Origin of the sequence: Staphylococcus sp. HMSC072B07 (assembly GCF_001815505.1) — a bacterium.
GTDB lineage: Bacteria > Bacillota > Bacilli > Staphylococcales > Staphylococcaceae > Staphylococcus > Staphylococcus simulans.
Map to the genome: position 1 here is coordinate 1 of NZ_KV820900.1, position 24356 is coordinate 24356.

The following is a 24356-nucleotide window of genomic DNA, read 5'->3' on the forward strand; positions in this document are numbered from 1 at the left end:
GTTTTTGCTCACCAGTCCTATTTGACAGAGAGCCCTATTTTGCAGAAGGATTATAAAATATATAAGTAGCTTATTTTATTTTTAAAAGGAGGAAGAAAGAGATATGACAACCCCTATTATCATAGATACTGATCCAGGTATTGATGACGCAGCAGCTATTAGTATTGCACTGAATCATCCTGAGATTGATGTGAAGATGATTACTACCGTACATGGTAATGTCAATATAGATAAAACTACACGAAACGCCCTACAACTCAAAGCATTCTTTGAAAGCGATGTTCCAGTACATCGTGGTGCAGTCGCACCTTTAATCAATGCACCGATTGATGCTTCTCACGTACATGGTGAAACAGGTATGGGTGGTTATGAACTTCCAGAACCCTCACCAGAATTACTTGCCTCTAATCGAGCTATAGAAGCTATGCGAGAAACTATTCTAGAATCTGATGAACCCATTACACTTGTGCCAATTGGTCCTCTAACAAATATCGCTTTGCTTTTTAAAACGTATCCAGAAGTTAAATCTAATATCAAAGCGATTGTTTTAATGGGTGGCAGTGCTGGACGCGGTAATGTTACACCTGCTGCTGAATTTAATATCTACTGTGATCCTGAAGCTGCAGATATTGTCTTTAAAGCAGGTCTCCCTATCACAATGGTTGGACTTGATGTAGCAAGAGGTGCTAGTTTATCAAGTACTGCAATCAACGAGTTGAAATCTATTAATCAAACTACCCATATGTTGTATCATATGTTTAATCATTACCACGGCGATGAATTCGATACAGGCATTGCTGTATATGATGCTTATACCATGCTTTACCTACTGCATCCAGAACACTTTAAAACTGCAGATGCAGCAGTTGCGATTGAATTAAACGGCACTTACACACGCGGTGCTACTGTTGTGAATTACAATGCTCAAGAAAAGTCAGTAAACGTTGTTTTAGCAGTAGACAAAACTCGCTTTAAACAGCTGTTCTTTGAGGCACTCTCATATGCAAAATAAAACCAAATATGGTACATTCCCAATAAATTATTATGCTATAATAATGACGAAATCGAAAAAATATACAGGTTGTGAAATATAATGAATTTAAAAGAAGCGCGACATCAAAAAATACTATCCATCTTAAAAGAAAACGGAAGCGTCAGCGTCAGTTATTTATCTAATGATATGGACGTGGCTGCAATGACTATCCGACGTGATTTAAAAGAGCTTGAACATAAAGCCTTACTTGTACGTGTTCACGGCGGAGCTGTCTTACCTCATACCTTTTATAACGAGCTTGCAAATGAAGAAAAACAACAGCTGAATAGTGATAAAAAACGTATGATTGCTGAAAAAGCCAGCCGACTAATTCAAAATGAAGATACGGTATTTATTGGCTCAGGTACAACAAATGAAGCCATCTTCCCTTTCATAAAAGATATGCGTTTACATATCATTACCAATTCACTGTATATTTTTGAACAATATGAAGGCTTAGAACATATGGATATTGTTTTAATCGGTGGCCGTTATCGAAAGAAAACAGGTTCATTTATCGGACGTCTCGCAAATACAATGCTGGAGTCATTACATATTGATAAAGCATTTATTGGCGTCAATGGTATCAGCGATAATGATGCGACAACTGCGAATGAAGAAGAAGGAAAAGCCAATGAAATTATTTTGAACCAATCTTCGAAGAAATATCTTGTTTCGGATAGTTCAAAATTCAATACACGTGCTTTTTCAGTTTTCTATCAAATCGATCATTTAGATGCGATTATTACTGATAACGATATTTCGCAAACAATCAGAGAGAATTATCAAAACTATACTGATATCTTATAATTTAATACGAACATTAACGCACACGAAACGTGTGCGTTTTCTTTTTGTCTAATTATTGAAATATCCCCTCTTATCTTCTTATAAATTCCCTTTTATCAATAGATTTACTTATTTTTTACAATCTATCAAATTGACAAATTACCCCTTGAAGTGTATATTCTAGATAAGAACAAAATCAAACATTTTCGAACAGGAGGATTTATTATGTCTATTGTTATTCATAGTGATTCACAGTCAAAAGAATTAAAAGATTTCATTTTAGAATCTTTAGCAGATGCTGAGTACGAAATCGAGGACTTATCAGTAAACAGTAAAGCAACTAACATTGCTGAAATTACACTTGAGGTTACTAAATATGTCCAAGAACACGAAGGTACTAAAGCCATTGTCATCGACAAATACGGTATTGCACCTTTCAACTTTGCGAACAAACAAAAAAATATTATTGCAGCAACGGTTTCAGATGAGCAATCAGCAAAAATGACTCATAGACACAATAATACAAACGTTATCGTATTAGGTAGCGAAGTTGTAGGTAAATTAAACGCATTAAACTGCGTAAAAGCATTCTTAAAAGCAGGCTACGACGCTGGACGACACCAAATCAGAGTAGATATGTTGAATTCTTTATGTTAATAGGAGGATATTAAATTATGAAAATTGCTATTGGTTGTGACCATATTGTTACAAATATTAAAGCAGAAGTTGCTACTTATTTAAAAAATAACGGACATGAAGTTATTGATGTCGGTACTTATGACTATGTACGTACACACTACCCTATCTACGGTACACGTATCGGTCATTTAGTTGCTACAGGTGAAGTAGACTTTGGTGTTGCATTATGTGGTACTGGTGTAGGTATCAGTGCAAGTGCAACTAAAGTACCTGGAACTCGTGTTGCATTAGTTCGTGATGCAACAAGTGCACGTTTAGCAAGAAGCGAATACAACTGTAATGTCATCGCAGCTGGCGGTATGGTTACAGGTGTTGACTTAATCAAAAACATCGTTGATACATTTGCAGAAACAGAATATGAACCAACTCCAGAAAAAGAAGCGATCATCAAAGCAATGGATGAAACTTTAAAACCTGAAGATGTTCATTACACTCCAGATATGTTCGATGATTTCTTAACTAAATGGAATAACGGAGAATATCACGACTAATGACATTCAAACTATTAACCGTTACATTAAATCCTGCAATTGATATCAATTACCCATTAGAACACTTCGAAATCAATTCAGTTCAACGTGCAACCGAAGATTACAAATCAGCTGGCGGTAAAGGCATCAACGTAGCACGTGTTGCGAGTGAACTAGGAATTGATGTTACATGTACAGGAATTATCGGCGGTAAATTCGGCGAGTGGTTAACTAACAACTTAGATGAAACAAAAATCCAACATGATTTCACTGTTTCTCCAGCTTCAACTCGTTTATGTATCGCCGTTACAAGCGAAAATAGTCAAACTGAAATTCTAGAAAGCGGTGCATTGCAACCAGAAGAAATTCAAATCCGCTTCTTAGAACACTTCAATTCGATTATCTCTAACTTTGACTTAATTACGATTTCAGGCAGCTTACCTAAAGGCTTCCCTGAAGACTATTACGTCAAATTGTTAGAAGTCGCAAATGAACAGAATGTACCAGTTTGTTTAGATACTTCAGGACAAGTATTAAACTATACTGTTAATCATTCAAAACATTGCCCTCCTCTCTTAATCAAACCAAATGATGAAGAGATCAAAGCAATTACTAATTCAGACAACATCGACTTAGCCAATCAATTATTAGACGAAAGCTTAGCGCATATTCCATATATCTTATTATCTTTAGGTAAAAATGGTGCATTACTACGTCATGAAGCACAAGTCTATAACGTTGATATTCCTAAAGTCGTTGCGATTAACCCAGTAGGTTCTGGAGATAGCAGTTTAGCTGGTTTCAGCTATGGCATCTCTAAAGACGCTTCTATCCAAGAATCAGCAACATACGCTATGGCTGCTGGTATTTCCAATGCATTAGAAGCACGAACTGGCCACATTGACTTAAATAACTTTGAGAAATTCAGTAATCAAATAACTATTGAAAAGGTGGAGCATTCATCATGACAAAATCAATTAAACCTTTATTAAACGACAAAAACTACATCGCTGCATTAGCCATCGACCAACGTGGCGCTTTAAAACGCTTATTAGGTGAAGATGCTAAAACAGAAGATTTAGAACAATTCAAAGTACATGTATCTGAAGAGTTAACACCATACGCTTCAAGTATCTTATTAGACCCTGAATATGGTCTTCCAGCAACTAAAGTTCGTGCTAAAAATGCTGGTTTATTATTAGCTTATGAAAAAACTGGTTACGATGCTTCAGAACCAGGACGTTTACCTGACTTATTAAATGTATGGTCTGTTAAACGTTTAAAAGAAGCTGGCGCAGATGCTGTTAAATTATTAGTTTATGTTGACATCGACGAAGACAAAGCAATCAACGATCAAAAAGAAGCTTTCGTTGAACGTGTTGGTGCTGAATGTGTAGCTGAAGGTTTACCATTATTCTTAGAAATCGTTTCTTATGACGCTAACAACGCAGACAGCGGTTCTGAAGAATATGCGAAAGTAAAAGCATACAAAGTAAACGAAGCAATGAAAAAATACTCTGAACCTCGTTTCAACGTAGACGTATTAAAAGTAGAAGTTCCTGTAAACATGAACTATGTTGAAGGTTTCGGTGAAAAAGCATTATTCACTAAAGAAGAAGCTGCTCAAGCATTCAAAGAACAAGCTGCTTCAACTAACTTACCTTACATCTACTTAAGCGCAGGTGTATCTGCAGACTTATTCCAAAAAACTTTATACTTCGCTAAAGAATCTGGTTCTACATTCAATGGTGTATTATGTGGCCGTGCTACATGGAGAGGTGCTACTGACCACTTCTCAGAAGGCGAAGATGCTGTTGTAGAATGGTTCCGTACTGAAGGTAAAGCTAACATCGAAAGCTTAAACAAAGTATTAGATGAAACTGCTAACCCAGTTAAATAATAAATCGAATCACTATCTTGCCTAGCAACTTTTGGTTGCTAGGTTTTTTTATGTTTTCTATATAGACAGTTATCTATATAGTTGATACTCTATTAAAGAAAGGATGATTTAATGGACTATCAAACATTATCTACATACTTAAAAGCGATATCGAGCCCTATTCGCTTAGAAATACTCAATTTACTGTCTTGTGGGGAATTATGTGCTAATGATTTATTGACCTACTTTCAAGTGACACAACCTACCTTAAGTCATCATATGAAAGCTTTAATGGATAATCATTTAGTTAATAAACGCCAAGATGGTAATAAACATTATTATCATTTGAATACAGAAACCTATACTTCCCTCTTAGATCAACTCCATGATATAGGTACATCTCAACCTAGTTGTGCATGTCACAACATTCATAAAGGAGTAGAACGACTTTGACTTTTCTAGCCATAACAATTTTTATACTTACCTTAATTTTTGTGATATGGCAGCCTAAAGGGCTGGATATTGGTATTACAGCGCTTGTAGGTGCTGTGCTTGCCTTGATCACTGGTGTTGTCACATTAAGCGATGTCGGTGAAGTGACACAGATTGTATGGAATGCGACACTCACATTCATCGCATTAATCATTATTTCTTTAATCTTAGATGAGATTGGTTTCTTTGAATGGGCAGCTTTACACATGGTAAAAGCATCACAAGGTAACGGGATTAAGATGTTTGTTTATATCATGTTATTAGGTGCTGTGGTTGCGGCACTTTTTGCCAATGATGGTGCAGCATTAATATTAACGCCTATCGTTCTTGCGATGGTGCGACATTTGAACTTTAATCAACGTGTAATTTTTCCGTTCATTATCGCAAGTGGTTTTATTGCGGATGCGACTTCCCTACCGTTGGTCGTTAGTAACCTAGTCAATATTGTCTCTGCTGACTACTTTAATATTGGTTTTGTTGAGTATATGAAACATATGATGCTCCCTAACCTTTTTGCGCTTGTAGCCAGTATTATCGTGCTTTATCTATATTTTAAGAAACCCATCCCAACACATTTTGATGATACAACACTCAAGTCACCCCGTAATGCGATTAAAGATGATAAGTTATTTAAAATAGCTTGGATTGTGCTTTCAGTATTACTCATAGGTTATGTCATCAGCGAGTCATTAAATATTCCTGTATCATTCATCGCAGGCGTAGTTGCGTTAGCTTTCTTAGTACTCGCAAAAGGCTCTAAAGTTGTACACACAAAACAAGTTATTAAAGGCGCACCTTGGAACATTGTCTTATTTTCACTTGGTATGTATTTAGTTGTCTTCGGACTTAAAAATGTAGGCATTACTGCGTTGTTAGGAAACATCATAGACAACTTCTCACAACATGGTTTATTGAGTGGTATTATAGGCATGGGCTTCTTATCAGCTGTCTTATCCGCAATTATGAACAATATGCCAACTGTCATGATTGATGCGATTGCGATTAATCAAGCACATGCCTCAGGTATCATCAAAGAAGGTTTAATTTATGCGAATGTGATCGGTTCTGATTTAGGGCCGAAAATGACCCCTATCGGTTCGCTCGCAACATTACTTTGGTTACATGTTTTAGCTCAAAAAGGCGTCAAAATCTCATGGGGTGTTTACTTAAAAACAGGTGTGATTGTGACATTACCTGTCCTATTCATCACACTTATCGGTCTATATCTCTCACTACTACTTAATTAGAAAAGAGGAACACATATGGATAAACCTATTATTTACTTTATTTGTACAGGCAATGCATGTCGCAGCCAAATGGCAGAAGGTTTCGGAAAAGTGATACTTGGAGACGACTGGACTGTTATGTCTGGAGGGATTGAAGCACATGGTGTGAATCCTCTTGCGGTTAAAGCGATGCAAGAAGTTAACATTGATATCAGCGATCAAACCTCTGATAAAATCGATATTGATTTATTAAACAAAGCCAAACTCGTTGTGACGTTATGCGATCATGCGGAGGCACATTGCCCTGTCGTCCCTAATCATGTTAAAAAAGTACATTGGGGCTTTGAAGATCCTGCCGGCAAAGATTGGTCTGTTTTCCAACAGGTCAGAGACCAAATTGGTCAACGTATTCTGCAGTTTAAAGATACGAAGCAATAACTTTCAAACATATATTCTATACCAACTTATATAACAAAACCCCTCAGAAAATTCTGAGGGGTTTTGCCTTACTTATTTACTTTCCATAAATGTCGTCTGATAATTGTTTATACCATTTCGCACTGTCTTTAACATAACGTTTTTGAGTTTCGAAATCGATATAGAATAAACCATAACGTTTATTGTAGCCGTTTGACCAGCTGAACATATCTTGTAGTGACCAGATGAAGTAACCTTTAACGTTGATACCGTCTGCGTATGCACGTTCGATTGCTTCAATATGTTGTCTTACATAGTCAATACGTTCGTCATCATGTACTTCACCGTTATCTTCAAGTACATCTTTGTAGCCTAGGCCGTTTTCAGTAACATAGATTTTTTTGTAGTTAGGATAGTCGTTTTTAATACGTTCCATCATGTCATATAGACCTTCTGGATAAATGTACCAATCCCAGTCATTTGTAGGGATTGCTTCATTTTTAACAACTTCTCCGATACCTTTAACACGGAAGACAGAAGTTCCTTTATCGCCTGTACCATTATGGTGAATATAGCTTTCTTCATTATGGTATTTGATCCAGTTACTTTGGTAATAGTTAATACCTAAGAAGTCAAGTTGTGGTGCAGCTTTACGGATTTCTTCTAGTTCTTCTTCGCGAATATCTAATTGTTCGAATTCTTCACCTAAGATTTCTCTTACTACAGTTAATTTAGCTGGAGTATAGTAACCTAGGAATGTTCCGTCTAACATGAAACCATTCATAAAGATATCATGTTTGTAAGCAGCGATTTGGTTTAATGGTTGATCATCGATGCTGTAGAATTGTGTTAATGCGTGAACTAAACCAATTTCACCTTCATAACCTTTTGATTTAAATAAGTTTACAATGCGGCTATGTGCAGCGATTTGGTTATGTTGTGCTTGTAAACATTTTAAAGTGTTGTACTGTTCACCAGGAGGGAAAGCACCTGTAATATATTGTCCTTGAACATACGCGATTGGTTCGTTGATTGTGATCCAGTATTTAACAACATCATGATATTCGTCAAATACAAGTTCAGCATAACGTTCGAATGCATCGATTTGATCTTTGTTTAACCAGTCACCTTTTTCAAATAAAGTTTCTGGAGTATCAAAGTGGTGAAGTGTAACAAAAGGTTCGATTCCATATTTATGGCAAGTTTCGAATACTTTGCGATAATATGTCAAACCTTTTTCGTTTACTTCACCTGTACCATCAGGAATAATACGTGACCAAGCAATTGAAATACGGATTGCTTTGATACCATATTCTGATGCTAATTTGATATCTTCTTCATAACGATTGTAAAAATCACTTGCTGGGTCTGGAGAAAAACGTCCTTGTTTTTCTAAGAAACCATCCCATAATACACGACCTTTACCATCTACAGTACTTGAACCTTCAACTTGATATGCAGCAGTTGCAGCACCTAATACAAAGTCTTTAGGTAATTTACTCATTAAATTGTCTCCTTTTTAGTTAATTAATATCTTCAATATTACTAGTTACATCACACACAAATGGAGCCCCTTGCCGCTTGTGTAGATACTTAAGATGTCGTGTGTAAATGCGACAAGGGGCTATGTGTGTGTCTTACATTAAATTATTGCTTATTTTTCGTTGATTTTTTCGAAAATCAATTTCATTGCGCCTTCTCCATCACGAGTTAAGCCAATGTATTGTTTACCAGTTGTTGGTACTAATACAGCACCGTATTGATCAGTATATTTTCTCATTTCATCTTTCATCGCATCCATTTGTGGTGCTAAGATTACGATGTCCATATCTTTGATTAAGTCCATATCTTGACCGTAAGCACGAGCTGTTGCTTCTAACGGAATGTCATTTTCTTTCGCATATTTGTTTAAGCTGTTTGCTAAGATACCGCTTGTACCACCGCCGGCACATACAACTAATACGTTTGTATGTTCACGAGAATTGAAGTCTGGAGTGTTTTCTTCAACTTCAATTGGTGCAGCAGTTCCGCCGCCAGCTGTAGCAGCTGCAGCTTTTTGTAATTCAATTTCATGTTCTTCATCAAGTTTTAATTTGTCATAAGCTTTGATGAACGGGAACCAAATTGTAAAGTCTAATACTAAGATAATGGCGATTAATAATAATGATAATACTGAGAAGTTAGACGCCATATAGATACCGATTGGACCTGGTGTTGGCCATGGTAAGAAGTGCATAAATCCGTTCATTCCAAGATTATCTACGAAGAATTTTAAAATCCAAGAGTTTAAAATTGGTGTGATAATGAAAGGAACCATGAACACTGGGTTCAAGATGATCGGTGCACCAAATAATAATGGTTCGTTAACGGCGAATGTAGTCGGGATAACCGAAGCTTTACCCACCGCTTTTAATTCAGGGGACTTACATAGGAAAATGAAGATATAAGGTACTAATAAAGTTGCACCTGTACCACCAATTAATGCTACGAAGTCTTGTGTTGATTGAGTTAATGCGTAATGCGCATGTTCACCCGCTCTGAATAAACGTAAGTTTTCTACTTGGTTGTTGTACATAATCGCGATTACTGCCGGACCAACTACTGAAGGACCGTGAACCCCGATAAACCAGAAGAATGCCATGAAACCAAAGATAATCGCGAATCCTAAGTAACCGTTTGCTGCTCTGAATAATGGAGATAACAATGTAGTTACCAATTCTGCTGTGTTACCGTGTGATAATGCACGAACGACAATATCAACGATCCAGAAGAATGTTACTGAAAGTGCGAATGGGATCATGTCTTTAAATGCTTGCGCGATGTTACCTGGAACTTGCGGAGGCATTTTGATTGTGATGTTTCTACCAATACAGAATTTATAGATGTTCGGCACGATGAATGCGACTAAGAATGCTGCGATTAATCCTTTAGTACCTAATAATTCAATGCTGATACCATCTTTGATTGGTTTAACTGCTAAGATTAATAACGAAGCTTCAGCAGCTACGAAAGTTGAAATTACGTTGATTTGGTTCGTTTTAGGTAATTTCAAGTTTCTGTTGTCGGTAAGTGATTTAGTTACAGTACCTGCCATGAAGACGGCTAACATACCCATCGTGAAGTTATAAACTTTCATGATGATGTCTTCAATATTTTTAGGCCAGTGGAATCCCCATACGTTTGGTACATAAGCTACCAAGATAAATAAAGATGAGAATAAAACGACTGGCATTAAAGCTACGAAACCATCACGGATTGCAGTTAAATACGGGTTAGATGCAATCTTTTCAAAGAAAGGTTTCATTTTTTCAATCATTTTAATAATTTTATTCATGCTGTCACCTGCTTATTAGTGTTTTAAATCACGGAGTTGTTCATATAAGTCAATCATGTAGTTTGCTGCGTCTCTCAAAGCCATTGTAGTCATCAAATGGTCTTGACCGTGAACCATGATAAAACTAATATCAGATGCTTCTCCTGCTGCTTCTTTCGCTAACATTTGCGTTTGTTCCTTATGTGCTTCTGTGATAAAGTTGTTGGCTTCAACAATGTGTTGACGTGCTTGTTCAAAATCGTTTTCTTTAGCAGCGGCTAAAGCTGCCATTACTTCTCGACGTGCATCACCTGCAATCGCAACGATTGTGAAACCAATCATCATGTTTTCTTCTTTGTTGCTCATGGTGTTTCCCCCTTAGGTTGAATTAAAATGTGTAATTTACAATTATCAACGCCAACGATACAACATGAACATATAAAAAATTATCGCAGCTTTTTATGTTCGTTATTGTTCGTTTTTGTTCACAATAATAATGTAACTTTTTAACTCGTACTAGTCAATTCAAATTTTAAAAATTATAGTTGTTTCAAGCGATTTATGAAAAATAAGTTACATAATCTACATAAAATTGACAGCGCTTTAAAGATTTGAATGAATTCCCTTTCATTTTGACGTAAAAAAAGACTACCTAGGCATTAACCTAAGTAGTCCATTTCGTATTTAAAGATTAGTCATCTTTTTCATTTTTTAAAATTTTAGCTGTTTTTGCATCCAAGCTGAACTCTTGTTTAGAGTTGCCTTTTTGCAAGTCTACATCGTAAACGAATTTACCTTCGTCACTATCTCTTGATAATGACCATTCATGGATATCACCATTGAAGTTGTCTTTCGCTTTTTTGACGATTTCATCATAAGGTTTGAAGTCTTCATATTTGAATGATTTTGCTTTGTCATAATCATCTTCTTTTTCAGTTGATTTATTCATGACTTTACCATCTTTACTGTTGATGATAACTTCTCCTTCTTCACCTTGTTTTTGTAAATCGATTTTATATGCCCATTTGCCTTGTTCTTTTTCAAATGAGATTTCTTTTAATTCACCATCATATTCTTTCTTAGCAGTTTTTACTGCATCTTCAGGTTGAGTTTTAATATCTCCTAGTTTAATAACGTTACTGTTTTTACCAGTTTCGCTTGTACCAGAAGTATCACCTTTTTGTTTTTGTTCTGTATTGGCTTTTTGTTCTGAATCATTTTTGTTTTCATCGCTTGATCCGCCTTGCCCACATGCAGCAAGGACTATTCCGGAAGCGACTAATAAAGAAAGCATTTTTTTCTGCATATCGATTCCTCCTTGTATTTATATACCCGTTACGCCATGAATTATTTAAATTATTCCCAATATTTTGTGTTATTATACATTTAAATATATTGTTTTCTCTTTATTTGAGAAATTGTTTCCAAACAAAATAGACTGTCTCGCTCTACATATCACTGTAGATGAAACAGTCTATTACTTCACTTTTTTATTCTACTGTTTTGCTTTTTTAGTAGGATCTGGTTGTTTCAGATAATCCATAAAAATCTTTTTCATTAATGTTTCATTCTTACCAACTGGTTTTTGATAGTTAGTGCCCATCACTAATATATAATCCTTATTGAAGTAGCAAGTAAATTGTTGCCCATAAAAGATACCATTCGCGCGCGCACTCTGACCAAAACTGTAAAAGCCATAACGATATGCATGTGGAAACTCTTTGGTGTTCACTTCATGTAAGAGTTGATTTGTAGTATGAGCATTAAACATCTTCTGATTTTGTAATGCTAAGACAAATTTCCCCATGTCTCTAGGTGCCATATACAAATTACCTGCCCCATAATATTGATCCATGTATGCAGGAAACTCTGGTATTTTTAATTCATTATAGCCTTTAGCCATATAAGGTTTATAAGCAGTGTTATTGTAAAAGGCTGTTTGGTTCAATTCATATGGTTGCACAAAGTTTTGATTGAAATAATCTGCATATGACATCTTAGTGACCGCTTCAATCACCCGCGCTAACACAATATAATTCGCATCATTATATTGATGCTTTCTAAACATATCCGGCTGCAACCCTTGTTCCTGCAACATATGAACTGCTCCATCTATACTATGGATATTCGTTTTCGGGCGAAACATTTGTATACCGCTTTGATGCAGCATAAAATCACGCAGAATCAAAGGTTCATTGGTTTGAAACCAAGGTAGATATTTTGTCACTTCATCGTTGATGTTGAGTTTACCTTCTGTTTCTAACTTTTTAAGCATCATACCTGTCATAAACTTTTGCGCTGACCCAATCAAATACATTGAATTAGGATTCGTCTTTTTACGATTGATAAAGTCTTGATAACCATATCCTTTATCCATCACGAGTTTACCTTGGTAATATATCGCAATATCACCATTGAACTTTTGTTTTTTCAAATATTCATCAATGGCTGTATAGCGCACATTCTTTTCATTCATTACAGTTTTATAACTTCCAACTTGAACTGATGGATGATTATCTTTAGTTTTCAAAAGGTTATGATGATGTCCGTATTGTTGAAAATGTTTCCAATTTAAATAATAGGTTATCACACCGGCTATAAGTGCGACCATTAGTATAAATATCATTATCTTTATTAGTTTTCTCTTCATTGTTGTCCTCTTCACTTGATGTCACGTCTTGAAATGATACGTTAGTTGATTTGATATCGTTTTTGTTTTGATATTAAAAAACGGTTTAAATCAAATGACTCTGCTTTTTTTAGTTGGATCTGGCTGATGTAATTGTTTCACAAAAATATCTTTCATATAGTGTTCATTAACGTATTTCGGATATTGATAGTTCGTTCCCATTACCACGATATAATCTTTGTTAAAATAGCTGGTCATTTGATGACCGAAAAACATACCATTAACACGATTACCATTATCATAACTATAAAAGCCATAACGATAAGGTTCATTGTAAGTTGGTGTGTGTAATTCGTATAATAACCCTTCCGTATCTTTTGGAGATAAGATTTTATTTTCTTGCAAGTTTGCGATCAGCTTTGCCATATCTCTCGTTGACATAAACAAATTACCTGCACCGTAGTAATGGTCCATAAATTTTAAAGTCATCGGTTGTTTTTCAGCATTGTAACCTTGTGCCATAAACGGTTTATATTGTGTTTCATTATAGAAAGCTGTTCTATATAATTGGTTCGGATTTTTTAATTTTTCATCAAAGTATTGATCAAATGACTTGTGTGTCACTTTTTGGATAACATCAGACAATATAATGTAGTTCCCATCATTATATTGATGTTTATGATATTTACCCGGCTGAATGCCTGCACGCTGTAACTCTTTCGCAACATCTTCATTACTGTGTGCTGTATTGCTGCCAGTAAATTTCTTTAAACCGCTTCGATGCAGCATTAAATCCTTCAAATAAAGGGGTTGCTCTGTTTTAAACCACGGCAAATATTTATCCAATCGGTCATTAATATTTATTTTGCCTTCACTTTCTAATTGTTTCAATAATAAGCCTGTTGTGAACTTTTGAGAAGAACCGATCAAATACATAGAGTTTGGTGTATTTTTCTTATTCTCTTCAAAATTTTGATAGCCATACGCTTTGTCCATAATTAACTGACCCTTATGAAAAATCGTAATTGTACCGTTAAAACCTTTACCTTTTAAATATGCATCAATTTTAGGGTCTACTGCATTATCTTTCATTACAGTATAGTAATTTGCTTTTTCTTTTGACTGTGCGTTTCCACTTATTTTCGGCGGTTGATGCTGACTATAGCTTTGATGATGTTTCCAATTTAAATAAACCGAAAATACACCGACTAACAACGTAACTACAACGACAAAGATAAGGCCGTTCTTTATTCTTCTATTCATTCATTTCCTCTTTTATCGATATGTCTTTCTTGTTTGTTTAATTCATTTTTATTAATCCAAATACGTTTGTTCAAATTGTGTAACAACAGCTTCTAAATCTTCAACATTTAATGAGAAGTACACTTTGATTTTAGGTTCTGTACCTGAAGGTCTTAACGCGATAAAGCCTTCATCTAAAATGAAGCGGATTAAGTTGCTTTGTGGTAATGTTGTTTCCACTGTTTGATGATTGACTAAGTCTGTAATGGTCTTCGTTTGATAATCTTCAATTTGTTTCACTTTTAGCCCAAGTAATGTATCTGGTTGTTCTTTTCTGAAACTTTCAAGTAAATCATTTATTTTTTGTCTGCCTGAAGCACCTTCAAATTTAGGTGAAATCGTTTTGTCTTTGAAGATACCTGTCAAAGCATAAACTTCATCTAAGACACCTTTAAACGTTTTACCTTGTTGGGCTAATTCATTTTTGTATTTAACCACTAATGGAATCATTTGAATCGCATCTTTGTCTCTTGAGAATGGTGCTGCTAGATAACCATGGCTTTCTTCATAACCTAATACCAATTGTTCATCAGTATCTTGTTTGTTTTGAAGAATTTCAGAAATAAATTTGAATCCTGTTAAAACTGTATTACTTTCTAAATCTAATGCTTGTGCTAAGCGATCACTTGCTGCACTGCTGACGATAGATTTCACCATGTATAACGGTTGGTTTGTACCTTCTGCTTTTAATTGGTCATGACGCAATTTTAATAAGATTAAGCCGATTTCATTACCGTTGAAGTAACGGTGTGTACCATCTTTGTAGCGTTCGATTATGCCGAAGCGGTCAGCATCAGGATCCGTTGCTAAAATCAATTGGGCATCTTCTTGATCAGCTAAACGTAAACTATACGTAAAGGCTTGTTCTTCTTCTGGGTTCGCATAAGCAACTGTCGGGAAGCTGCCGTCAGGTTGTGACTGTTCTTTTTCGATGACATAATTGCTGTAATTTAATTTTTCAAAGATTTCGGATAAAATTGGTAGACTTGTACCATGTAAACTTGTTAACGCAATTTTTTCAGTCTGCGTTGGAATTGAATCAACTAATTTAATTACTTCTGCTTTATAAGCTTCTGTAACATCCTCTGATAAGTATGTAATGAAGCCATTGTTTAGTCCTTCTTCAAAATCTCCGCCTTCAATGTCTAATGGATCTTCAATTTGATTAATATAACTACTTAACATCTCAGAAGGTTGAGGCAATAATTGACCGCCGTCTGCACCATAAATTTTAATTCCATTATATTCTTTAGGATTATGACTCGCTGTAATCATAACACCAGCGTCTGCTTCTAAATAACGTACCGCAAATGATAATTCAGGTGTAGAATTATAATGTTTGCCTACTACAGCTTTCACTTCATATTGTGCTAGTACTGCTGCGATTTCATGTGCGAATTCTTCTGATAAGAAACGTGTATCAAAATGAATCACGACTAATGATTCAGGTTTATGTTCGCTTAAATATTTAGCTAAACCTACCGCAACTTTACGCACTGTAAAGGCATTTAAACGGCCAGGTCCTAAACCGATTAACCCTCTGATACCTGCTGTACCAAAAGCGAGTGTATCTTCAAATCCTTCATTTTTAATATTTTCAGTTTGATCTTTATAAAACGCTGAAACTAAACTTTCATCTATCTTATTTTCCCAATTCAATTTCATACTTACTTATGCTCCTCTCTATGATTTAAATCTACTATAAGTCAATAGTCCTCAATAATAGATAATATTACTTCACTTCAATAGTTTTATTATAACTTATGTTTTTCAGATTGACATACATCTCTGGACTAAATATTCTCACTGACCCAAGACTGAAGTTCTGTTAAATCATAATGGTTTTTTATATCTTTTGATACATTTTCAAGTGTAATACTAGTTAAAGTATTTATTAAAGTTTCCTCAATAATTGTTAATGATTCAGTTACCGCACATTTTTGTGCTTTTTCACCTTCATTTTCACCTAAAAAATTACGTAACAAGTGTTGGCTCGCGAATATTTTTCCTCTGCCTTCTATTGCCATGAACACATCATAAAATGTAATTTCTTCTAGAGGTTTTTCTAATGAAAACCCACCATTTTTACCTGGCGTTGAAATAATCAGTCCTTCATTTACGAGTAACTTAATAATTTTCTTTAAATATGAATGTGAAGTATTTAATCGCTCGCTTAAAGCAAGTGAATTGATACTTTTTCCGTCAGGTAATTCATTTAATATAAGTAAAACATAGATAGATTGTTCCCATCCTGATGATAATTTCATATTGACACACCATCCTTAAAGCTTTAATTTATACATTAGAGATAAACAATATCCCTAATAGAGATTTATACTTACAATTATTGTATAATTTTTTCTGATTTTTTTAAATGAAAGTGAGGAAATATACCATGGAAAAGCTAAGTTCTAAACATACGTTTCTTTTCAGTATAATTTTCACAACAATTTTTATGGGTTCTTCGTTTCCTACAGGAAAATATTTAATATCCGTTGATGGTACACCTCCATTTTATATTGGCGGATGGCGTTTTTTAATCGCAGGTCTACTTATGTTGTTAATTACCCTTGTTTTACGCGGTTGGCGCCCACTCGTGCCCGCTTCTAATCAAAACATTACTAAAGGAACAATCCTTGTCATTGTTATCGGCTTACTGCAAACAGCTGGTACAATGGGCTTTTTAAATTTATCAATGGCTAAAGGATTGTCATCTTCAATGTCATCTATCATTTTATTTACAAACCCTTTATGGTTAGCATTTTTAGCCCATTTTCTATTAAATGATAAATTGACAAAATTAAAAGTATTAGCGTTATTTCTAGGTATTACAGGTGTAGTAATCTGTTTAGGGTTAGATAAATCAACTTTAGGTATCGGTGCATTTTATGCACTCTTAGGATCTTTATGTTGGGCTGTCAATACAGTAATCACTAAAATGGTTGCTTTCGATAAAGGGCCATGGGTCCTCACAGGTTGGCAACTATTTATCGGCGGGTTTATCATGTTGATTATTTCTGCTGTTTCCAATGAACATTACCATATTTTCGACTTAAGCTTTTTTGGCTGGTTTAATTTAATATGGCTTATTATCCCAGCATCTATCGGATCGTTCGGCTTGTGGTTTTTAAGTCTTCGTATCGGTGGAGCTACAGTCGCAAGCAGCTTCTTATTTTTAGTCCCAGTTTCTTCAACAATTTTCTCTATTATTTGGTTGCATGAGAAATTTACTTTCAGCTTAGTAATCGGCGGTTTATTTGTAGTGATTGCTTTAATAATCGTTAATCATCATTCAGCACAGTCAAACGAGTGATGTAATTTATTAGAAGTTTTTCTGATTTATTTTTAGTAATCTGCTGTTTTGTGAAATAATAAGTGGGATACAAAGTTTGTAATTTAGCCATATTAGTATTAAAATATATGGTTATAATGAGCAAAATTATCGGCAATCCATGAGCGGTGCATTAGCTGCCTATTTATAGGATTGCTACATCTTAAAATTGAAACAGGGAGCAAGACTAATGAATAAAATTTTCAAGTATTTTTTAATACTTCTTTCACTCGTCCTGGTCATTATTCCTATTATTTTCGCAGTGATGTTATATAAAACTTCTAGAAGCGCAATCGATTCATCGTTCAGCGATAATTCCAATAGAGTATCGAATTTACGTGATGGTAAAGTCAATCCTGCAAAGGAGCCGATTTCTATACTTTTTTTAGGAATAGATGATAACAAAGGCAGACGAGAAGGCGGTCAAGCCACTGAGAAGTCACGCACAGACGCAATGATTCTTTCAACATTCAATCCTGATAAGAAACAGGTCAGAATGTTAAGTATTCCACGAGACACTATCAGTTATATTCCTAAAGTCGGTTACTTTGATAAAATTACACATGCGCATGCATTTGGTGGACCGAATGCTTCAATGGATGCAGTAGAAGCTACATTAAATGTACCAGTCGATTACTATGTACGTATTGATATGGACGCTTTCGTACAAGCTGTTGATGAACTTGGCGGTATTTATTATGATGTGCCATACAATTTAAATGAGCCGAATACAGGCGATGATGGTCGTATTAAAGTCAAAAAAGGCTATCATAAATTAAATGGCGATCAAGCATTAGCTGTAGCTAGAACAAGATATCATGATTCCGATTTAAAACGAGGACAACGTCAAATGGATTTAATTAAAATCCTAGCAACAAAAGCGCAAAAATTAGATAAAGTAAACAAACTTGATAACTTAATTAAAATTGTAGGTAAAAACTCAAAACATAACCTTTCAAACAAAGATATCCAAAAATTACTTACGACTTACCTTCCAGCTGATTTAGATATTAAAACAGCCCAAATCGAAGGAGATAACGAATTACTTAATGGTATCTATTATTACAATCCAGATATCAAAAGCATCAAGAAATATGCGAACTTACTACGTTCGGATTTAGGTCTATCTAAAATCAAAGATAAAGATGAATTCTTAAACGAACGCGTTATCAAACAATATGGTGAGTTAATACCATTAACACCAATTGATGACAGTTTATTAAGAGAAAATCAAAAAGATACGACTGAAGATGAAGAATCTGATGACCAATCTCAAGATGAACAATCAAATAATAATCAACAATACGATAATTCGGGTAATGAACAGTGGAATAACCAACAAAATCCAAATAACGGCTTTAATCAAAATCAGAACCCAGGTAATCAACAAAATCCGAATATGAATAATAACCCAGCGCAGCAACAAGCGCCTTCTGGTCAAGACTTTTATTAGAAAGAGGAGCGATAACGTATGCCACGTAAAACCTATGAGAAATTAAATAATATCAATGGAATGTTCGGTATTTTAGAGCAACAAATCATCCACAGTAAAGATATGGCACATTTCAGAAATGAATTCTTCTATGTGAACCATGCGCATAGAGAGAATTATGAAGCGTTACTGCTTTACTATAAAGATAGTGTTGAAAATCCATTTATTGATGGTGCTTGTTATATCGTTGCCCTACCTGAAATCTTTGATCGTGTAGACGTATTCGAATCTGAACTACCCTTCTCTTGGGTTTATGATCAAAATGGAATTACTGAAACCATGAAAAGCATCAGTGTTCCAATTCAATATTTAATTGCGGCAGCTCTTGAAGTGACTGACGTTAATATCTTTAAACCATCAGGTTTCACAATGGGTATGAATAACTGGAATATTGCGCAAATGCGTATATTCTGGCAATATACAGCCATTGTGCGTAAATATGCCCAATAATTAATTAATCGTTACAGCGCATGAATGCATGCATCTGTAACGATTTTTTTGTACGCTTATATCGTATCTAAAAAATAAATATGAGGATGATGAATATGTTTAAAATCGCAAAAAGCAAAAAGGAAATGCAAGATGTGTTTGATGTAAGAATCGAAGTCTTTGTGCATGAACAAAATGTACCTTTAGAAAATGAATTGGATGAATTCGAAGATGTCTCTATACATATTATCGGATATGATGATAACCAACGCCCTATTGCGACTGCACGTTACAGAGATTACAATGGTGTTGCAAAAATGGAACGTGTTGCAGTTTTGAAAGATTACAGAAAACAAGGGATTGGTCGCGATTTAATGAAATATATTGAAACAATTGCGAAAAACGATGGATTTTCAAAAGCAGTTTTAAATGGTCAAATTCAAGCACAAGCTTTTTATGAATCACTAGGTTATAAAGCCGAGGGCGACGTATTTCTAGAGGAAAATATTGAACATATAACAATGTCGAAAGCGTTATAATTTCTATGAAATTTACAATTTTTATAGATTAAAAGCCATATTAATGTAACCTTTAGTAACTATTTACTTTATAAACAATTGAGCACTCACATTAAGGTTTGATTACAAATCGATTAAAAACCTCTCTATCCTACTTTAGTCGTATTATAATATATGAAAATGATATATTACATAGTTTTGACATAGTGTCATATTCATTCAGTCTGCTAGTAGCTTTGTGTGTAGAAATGATATGACCTGGATAAATGTTAATAATGCGTTTCAACAACTACCAATGTGTTAATAACATCATCAAGTCATCTATTTTCTAACGTCACCCACAGATTTGAACTTCACTGACGTTAAGAATCAAACATCTAGGAAATTCAGAATTACCAATCCAGACGTTTATCTACAGACTGTAATATATTCAAAATAATATATTGTTAAAAGGAGTATCATTTTATGTCTAAAAAGTTTCATTACAAAACCCCAGCAATCATTGCATTAACAATCGCAGGATCTGCTATTACAACGCACCAAGCATATGCGCAAAGTAATTCAGAAACTTCAGAACCTACAAATACTACAAGCAATGTAAACCAGAATCAACAGCCGACAGGTAATCAAACGGCTCAAAATCAACAAGCAACTCAGGATACAGCTAAAACTATTGCTGGTACACAACAATACAAAGACCCTACACAAGTACAGCCAAAAGAAAATGATGAGAATTTGAGTTACGATTCTAAACTTGATCAATTAAATAATCAAGCAGAACCAAGTAATGAAGCAAATGCACAACCAACTGCAGATGCTCAAAACAATACAACTGATCAACCTGCTAATGTTACACAACAAGATACAGAACAAACAAATGCACAGGCTCAAAATGCGCAGGTAACAGAACAACAAAAATTAGCTGAACAACAAGCTCAAGCTGCTCAACAACAAGAACAAGCAAATAAACAACAAACTCAAGAAGCACAACAAGCTGTTCAAAAACAAGTTGTATCTGAACAAAACAAAGCTTCTCAACCTGAAGCACAAACATCAGTAAATCAAACAACACCTCAAAAAGTTGAACAACCTAAAGCAGCAACATATGCAGCACGTTCAACTGAACCTGTAACGACTTTCCGTTCAGTACAACAACCAACACAAACTGCAGCACGTTCAGTACAACAACCTACGCAAACAGCAACGCGTTCAGCACAAACTACACAAACTGCAACACGTTCTGCGCAACCTGCACAAACAACTTATAGTGCACCTAAACCATCACTACCAAAATATAAACCAACAGTGAATTCATCGATCAATGATTACATTCGTCAACAAAATTACAAAGTACCAACGTATGAGCAAGATTATTCTTCATACATTCCTAAATATAATTATCGTTATGGTAAACCTGAAGGTATCGTAATCCATGATACAGCGAATGAAAATTCAACATTGAATAACGAAGTTGCTTATATGAAAAACAACTGGCAAAATGCCTTTGTTCATGGTTTCGTAGATGGTAATCGTATTGTTGAAACAGCGAACACAGACTACCTTGCATGGGGTGCTGGTCCAGTAGCCAACGAACGTTACATTCACATGGAACTTGTGCATACACATGATAAAGATTCATTTGCGCGTCAAATGAACAATATCGCTGACTATGCAGCAACAAACTTACAATATTATGGTTTAAAACCAGATAGTGCTGAATATGATGGTCGTGGTACAGTATGGACTCACCGCGCAGTTTCAAACTTCTTAGGTGGTACAGACCATGTCGATCCACATGGTTACTTACAATCATGCGGCTATAACTATGATGCGTTATATGATTTAATCAATGAAAAATATTTAATCAAAGAAGGCGTTGTCGCACCTTGGGGTACTGCATCAAATACAACAACACAACCGACTCAACCAACAACTAAACCAACAACTAAACCGACAACAAAACCTAGCACAAATACATCTCAATTAAAATTAATTCCAGTAGATTCACTAGGTCGTCTCAACAACACTAACAACGGTTTATATAAAACAGTTTATGATAAAGCTGGTGTTCAAAACTCAAACTTAAATAACCAAACATACCGCTTAACTAAAAAAGCGTTATTAGGTGACAAATCATTCTACTTAATCAGTGATTATAATAAAGGTACAAATTATGGTTGGGTACAAACTGGCGACATCACATACAAAGTCGGCCATCCTGTTACAACTAATACTAAAACTTATGGTGTTCAATCAGGCACTAAATTATACAGCACACCTTGGGGTACTGATAAACAAGCTGTCGCAACTGTTTCAGGTACAGGTGCACAAGCATTTAAAGCTTCTAAACAAACAGAAGTCAGCCCTACTCAATTTGTATACGGTACTGTAAACGGTAAATCTGGTTGGGTAGATATCGCTAAATTATCTAACTACACTGCACCTAAAACAACAGTCAACAAACCAACAACACAAGTAAAAGGTGTAAGTACTACAACACCTTCTAAAACAACAACGACTAAAAAAGCTGTGAAACCAGCGACAAAACCTGTCGCAAAAACTACAACTAAAACAGCAGTTAAACCTACTGCTAAACCTGTTGCAAAAACAACTACTAAAACAGCAGTTAAACCTGCAGCTACAACAACTAAAAAAGTTGTTAAACCAGCAACTAAACCAACTACTGCAGTTAAAACTACTAAAACAGCGGTTAAACCTGCAGCGAAGAAAGTTGTTAATACAGTAAAATCTGTAGCGAAAACAACTGCTCAAAAAGTTCAACCTACTGCAAAAGCAGCTACAACAACTAAAGCAGTTTCAAAACCAGCAACAACAAAAGCTGCAACACAAACAACTAAAGCACCATTAAACAAAACAATTACAGTAAACAAATTAGGTCAATATGTATCTGATAACTACGGTTTACGTGCAAGTGTTTATGATAAAAAAGGTGCTAAAGCTGCGAAATTCTTAGGTTACACTTACAACATCACTAGAGAACGTAACCAAGACGGTACATTATACTACCTATTACAAAATATCGGTTTAACTACGCCACTTGGTTGGGTTAACGCAAAAGATGTAAGAGTTGCGGATAAAGGTCTTGTAACACCTACATCTCAACAATACAGCGTTAATACAAAATCAAATGGTCTGTACACAACACCTTGGGGTACAGCAAAACAATTAATTGATCCATTAACAAAACAAAATGGTACATTCAAAGCAATTAAACGTACTTTAGTCAACAAAACACCTTATGTATACGGTACTGTAAATGGTAAAACTGGTTGGGTCGCTGAAAAAACATTAACACCTAAAACAACAGCTAAAGCTGCGACAACTTCAGCACAAAAACAACAACCAGCTGTGAAATACAACCACGACTATATCGTGACAAGCAATAAAGGTTATTACTACAAAACGCCAAATGGCCAAGTATTAGGTTCATTAAAAGACCAATTCGGTAACATCATTACAGTTTTCGAAAGACAAGTAGTTAATGGTGTGACTTGGTATCATGGTGTCTTAGCTAACGGACAAACAGCTTGGGTTAAAGCTGCAGATGTTCGTAATACATTGACACGTACAAATGTTTCTGACTACTCATTTGATCAAGCAGTCGCAAAACAAATGAACTTACCTTGGTCACCTAAAGTTCAACACGTGCCTGGTCAATGGGATGATGCATCAGAAGATGAAGTAAGAACTGCGATGGACCCTAGAACTATCACAGAAGATGCGACACAAAAATATCAATTCTTACGTTTAGACAAAGCACAAGCCCTTTCAGCAAGCAGTGTAAATAAATTACTTGAAGGTAAAGGTATTTTAGAAGGACAAGGTGCAGCTTTCACACAAGCAGCTAAAACATATGACATTAACGAAATCTATTTAATCTCACATGCCTTACTTGAAACTGGTAACGGTACATCTGCTTTAGCTAATGGCGGTTATGTCAACAACGCCAACAAAGTTGTGACAAACGAACCTAAAAAATACTACAATATGTTCGGTATCGGTGCAATTGACACAGATGCAGTACGTGGCGGCTTCAAAACAGCAGCACACTACGGCTGGGATACTGTAGAAAAAGCGATTATCGGCGGAGCTAAGTTCATCACAAGCGACTACTTAGATAGAGGTCAAAACACACTTTACCGCATGCGTTGGAACCCAAGCGAACCAGCTACGCATCAATATGCGACTGATATCAACTGGGCAAGCCACAATGCGACAAGAATGAAACAAATGTATGATAAAATCGGTGAAACTGGTAAATACTTCGATACAGATATTTATCGCGTTTAATCCCAATTATCATTTTGATATTTGAA

Annotated in this window: 22 protein-coding genes; 14 read left to right on the plus strand and 8 right to left on the minus strand. The window is 35.3% G+C overall.

Translation table 11 applies throughout. The features are described 5' to 3' along the window. Window positions 1-103: 103 nt before the first annotated feature. The 9 genes from rihC to arsC all read left to right on the plus strand — a co-directional run bounded on the left by rihC (window position 104) and on the right by arsC (window position 7026). Window positions 104-1012, plus strand: coding sequence for a ribonucleoside hydrolase RihC (gene rihC, locus HMPREF3031_RS02455; protein WP_002480484.1), 909 nt, complete (start codon window positions 104-106; stop codon window positions 1010-1012). Window positions 1013-1093: 81 nt separating this feature from the next. After that, window positions 1094-1843: a DeoR/GlpR family DNA-binding transcription regulator gene (locus HMPREF3031_RS02460; RefSeq protein WP_002480483.1), complete on the plus strand. Its 750-nt coding sequence runs from the start codon at window positions 1094-1096 to the stop codon at window positions 1841-1843. Window positions 1844-2047: 204 nt separating this feature from the next. Further along, window positions 2048-2479: an RpiB/LacA/LacB family sugar-phosphate isomerase gene (locus HMPREF3031_RS02465; RefSeq protein ID WP_002480482.1), complete on the plus strand. Its 432-nt coding sequence runs from the start codon at window positions 2048-2050 to the stop codon at window positions 2477-2479. 17 nt (window positions 2480-2496) lie between these two features. Continuing rightward, a complete protein-coding gene (lacB, locus tag HMPREF3031_RS02470; protein WP_002480481.1) occupies window positions 2497-3012 on the plus strand; it encodes a galactose-6-phosphate isomerase subunit LacB in 516 nt (171 codons plus the stop codon). After that, entirely contained in the window at window positions 3012-3959 is a 948-nt protein-coding gene (locus tag HMPREF3031_RS02475; RefSeq protein ID WP_002480480.1) for a 1-phosphofructokinase family hexose kinase, read from the plus strand. Before lacB ends, HMPREF3031_RS02475 begins: the two co-directional genes overlap by 1 nt. Further along, window positions 3956-4891 carry a tagatose-bisphosphate aldolase gene (gene lacD / locus HMPREF3031_RS02480; protein ID WP_002480479.1) on the plus strand — a complete coding sequence of 312 codons (936 nt, stop codon included), beginning with the start codon at window positions 3956-3958 and terminating at the stop codon, window positions 4889-4891. Before HMPREF3031_RS02475 ends, lacD begins: the two co-directional genes overlap by 4 nt. Window positions 4892-5002: 111 nt before the next feature. After that, complete coding sequence (locus tag HMPREF3031_RS02485; RefSeq protein ID WP_002480478.1) at window positions 5003-5323, plus strand: ArsR/SmtB family transcription factor; 321 nt, start codon at window positions 5003-5005, stop codon at window positions 5321-5323. Further along, a complete protein-coding gene (gene arsB / locus HMPREF3031_RS02490) occupies window positions 5320-6609 on the plus strand; it encodes an arsenite efflux transporter membrane subunit ArsB (RefSeq protein WP_002480477.1) in 1290 nt (429 codons plus the stop codon). The genes HMPREF3031_RS02485 and arsB overlap by 4 nt, the downstream gene beginning before the upstream one ends. 15 nt (window positions 6610-6624) lie before the next feature. Beyond that, window positions 6625-7026, plus strand: a complete 402-nt coding sequence (gene arsC / locus HMPREF3031_RS02495) for an arsenate reductase (thioredoxin) (protein ID WP_002480476.1) — start codon at window positions 6625-6627, stop codon at window positions 7024-7026. A gap of 76 nt (window positions 7027-7102) precedes the next feature. On the opposite strand, the gene lacG is transcribed toward arsC, so the two are convergent. The 8 genes from lacG to HMPREF3031_RS02535 form a co-directional block, all read right to left on the minus strand. Further along, the gene (lacG, locus tag HMPREF3031_RS02500) at window positions 7103-8509 is read right to left on the minus strand and encodes a 6-phospho-beta-galactosidase (RefSeq protein WP_002480475.1); all 1407 of its coding nucleotides are present in this window, start codon (window positions 8507-8509) and stop codon (window positions 7103-7105) included. Between the two features lie 150 nt (window positions 8510-8659). Beyond that, a complete protein-coding gene (locus tag HMPREF3031_RS02505) occupies window positions 8660-10339 on the minus strand; it encodes a PTS lactose transporter subunit IIBC (RefSeq protein WP_002480474.1) in 1680 nt (559 codons plus the stop codon). A gap of 15 nt (window positions 10340-10354) precedes the next feature. Beyond that, window positions 10355-10684, minus strand: a complete 330-nt coding sequence (locus tag HMPREF3031_RS02510; protein WP_002480473.1) for a PTS lactose/cellobiose transporter subunit IIA — start codon at window positions 10682-10684, stop codon at window positions 10355-10357. Window positions 10685-11009: 325 nt separating this feature from the next. Then, window positions 11010-11624, minus strand: coding sequence for a PepSY domain-containing protein (locus HMPREF3031_RS02515; RefSeq protein ID WP_002480472.1), 615 nt, complete (start codon window positions 11622-11624; stop codon window positions 11010-11012). Window positions 11625-11813: 189 nt separating this feature from the next. Then, window positions 11814-12968, minus strand: coding sequence for a serine hydrolase domain-containing protein (locus tag HMPREF3031_RS02520; protein ID WP_002480471.1), 1155 nt, complete (start codon window positions 12966-12968; stop codon window positions 11814-11816). A 90-nt stretch (window positions 12969-13058) separates the two neighbouring features. Beyond that, window positions 13059-14210 carry a serine hydrolase domain-containing protein gene (locus HMPREF3031_RS02525; RefSeq protein ID WP_002480470.1) on the minus strand — a complete coding sequence of 384 codons (1152 nt, stop codon included), beginning with the start codon at window positions 14208-14210 and terminating at the stop codon, window positions 13059-13061. A 51-nt stretch (window positions 14211-14261) separates the two neighbouring features. Then, entirely contained in the window at window positions 14262-15914 is a 1653-nt protein-coding gene (locus HMPREF3031_RS02530; protein WP_002480469.1) for a phospho-sugar mutase, read from the minus strand. A 128-nt stretch (window positions 15915-16042) separates the two neighbouring features. Further along, window positions 16043-16516: an RrF2 family transcriptional regulator gene (locus HMPREF3031_RS02535; protein ID WP_002480468.1), complete on the minus strand. Its 474-nt coding sequence runs from the start codon at window positions 16514-16516 to the stop codon at window positions 16043-16045. 128 nt (window positions 16517-16644) lie between these two features. On the opposite strand from HMPREF3031_RS02535, the gene HMPREF3031_RS02540 reads away from it, so the two are divergent. The 5 genes from HMPREF3031_RS02540 to HMPREF3031_RS02560 all read left to right on the plus strand — a co-directional run bounded on the left by HMPREF3031_RS02540 (window position 16645) and on the right by HMPREF3031_RS02560 (window position 24330). After that, complete coding sequence (locus HMPREF3031_RS02540; RefSeq protein ID WP_002480467.1) at window positions 16645-17562, plus strand: DMT family transporter; 918 nt, start codon at window positions 16645-16647, stop codon at window positions 17560-17562. Between the two features lie 208 nt (window positions 17563-17770). Further along, window positions 17771-19033, plus strand: a complete 1263-nt coding sequence (locus tag HMPREF3031_RS02545) for an LCP family protein (RefSeq protein WP_002480466.1) — start codon at window positions 17771-17773, stop codon at window positions 19031-19033. 18 nt (window positions 19034-19051) lie between these two features. After that, entirely contained in the window at window positions 19052-19522 is a 471-nt protein-coding gene (locus HMPREF3031_RS02550) for a DUF2538 family protein (protein WP_002480465.1), read from the plus strand. 95 nt (window positions 19523-19617) lie between these two features. After that, window positions 19618-20040, plus strand: coding sequence for a GNAT family N-acetyltransferase (locus tag HMPREF3031_RS02555; protein ID WP_002480464.1), 423 nt, complete (start codon window positions 19618-19620; stop codon window positions 20038-20040). A 444-nt stretch (window positions 20041-20484) separates the two neighbouring features. After that, on the plus strand, window positions 20485-24330 hold the full coding sequence (locus HMPREF3031_RS02560; protein ID WP_070724580.1) for a glucosaminidase domain-containing protein: 3846 nt from the start codon (window positions 20485-20487) through the stop codon (window positions 24328-24330). The last annotated feature ends 26 nt before the right edge of the window (window positions 24331-24356 follow it).

Bases quoted from the DNA above. Each gene is read 5' to 3' on its own strand.
- HMPREF3031_RS02510 (WP_002480473.1), bottom strand. From the start codon at position 10,684: ATGAGCAACAAAGAAGAAAACATGATGATTGGTTTCACAATCGTTGCG.
- HMPREF3031_RS02535 (WP_002480468.1), bottom strand. From the start codon at position 16,516: ATGAAATTATCATCAGGATGGGAACAATCTATCTATGTTTTACTTATA.
- HMPREF3031_RS02540 (WP_002480467.1), top strand. From the start codon at position 16,645: ATGGAAAAGCTAAGTTCTAAACATACGTTTCTTTTCAGTATAATTTTC.
- HMPREF3031_RS02485 (WP_002480478.1), top strand. From the start codon at position 5,003: ATGGACTATCAAACATTATCTACATACTTAAAAGCGATATCGAGCCCT.
- HMPREF3031_RS02520 (WP_002480471.1), bottom strand. From the start codon at position 12,968: ATGAAGAGAAAACTAATAAAGATAATGATATTTATACTAATGGTCGCA.
- HMPREF3031_RS02460 (WP_002480483.1), top strand. From the start codon at position 1,094: ATGAATTTAAAAGAAGCGCGACATCAAAAAATACTATCCATCTTAAAA.
- lacB (WP_002480481.1), top strand. From the start codon at position 2,497: ATGAAAATTGCTATTGGTTGTGACCATATTGTTACAAATATTAAAGCA.
- HMPREF3031_RS02560 (WP_070724580.1), top strand. From the start codon at position 20,485: ATGTCTAAAAAGTTTCATTACAAAACCCCAGCAATCATTGCATTAACA.
- lacG (WP_002480475.1), bottom strand. From the start codon at position 8,509: ATGAGTAAATTACCTAAAGACTTTGTATTAGGTGCTGCAACTGCTGCA.
- HMPREF3031_RS02545 (WP_002480466.1), top strand. From the start codon at position 17,771: ATGAATAAAATTTTCAAGTATTTTTTAATACTTCTTTCACTCGTCCTG.
- lacD (WP_002480479.1), top strand. From the start codon at position 3,956: ATGACAAAATCAATTAAACCTTTATTAAACGACAAAAACTACATCGCT.
- HMPREF3031_RS02505 (WP_002480474.1), bottom strand. From the start codon at position 10,339: ATGAATAAAATTATTAAAATGATTGAAAAAATGAAACCTTTCTTTGAA.
- rihC (WP_002480484.1), top strand. From the start codon at position 104: ATGACAACCCCTATTATCATAGATACTGATCCAGGTATTGATGACGCA.
- HMPREF3031_RS02530 (WP_002480469.1), bottom strand. From the start codon at position 15,914: ATGAAATTGAATTGGGAAAATAAGATAGATGAAAGTTTAGTTTCAGCG.
- HMPREF3031_RS02465 (WP_002480482.1), top strand. From the start codon at position 2,048: ATGTCTATTGTTATTCATAGTGATTCACAGTCAAAAGAATTAAAAGAT.
- HMPREF3031_RS02555 (WP_002480464.1), top strand. From the start codon at position 19,618: ATGTTTAAAATCGCAAAAAGCAAAAAGGAAATGCAAGATGTGTTTGAT.
- HMPREF3031_RS02525 (WP_002480470.1), bottom strand. From the start codon at position 14,210: ATGAATAGAAGAATAAAGAACGGCCTTATCTTTGTCGTTGTAGTTACG.
- HMPREF3031_RS02515 (WP_002480472.1), bottom strand. From the start codon at position 11,624: ATGCAGAAAAAAATGCTTTCTTTATTAGTCGCTTCCGGAATAGTCCTT.
- HMPREF3031_RS02475 (WP_002480480.1), top strand. From the start codon at position 3,012: ATGACATTCAAACTATTAACCGTTACATTAAATCCTGCAATTGATATC.
- HMPREF3031_RS02550 (WP_002480465.1), top strand. From the start codon at position 19,052: ATGCCACGTAAAACCTATGAGAAATTAAATAATATCAATGGAATGTTC.
- arsC (WP_002480476.1), top strand. From the start codon at position 6,625: ATGGATAAACCTATTATTTACTTTATTTGTACAGGCAATGCATGTCGC.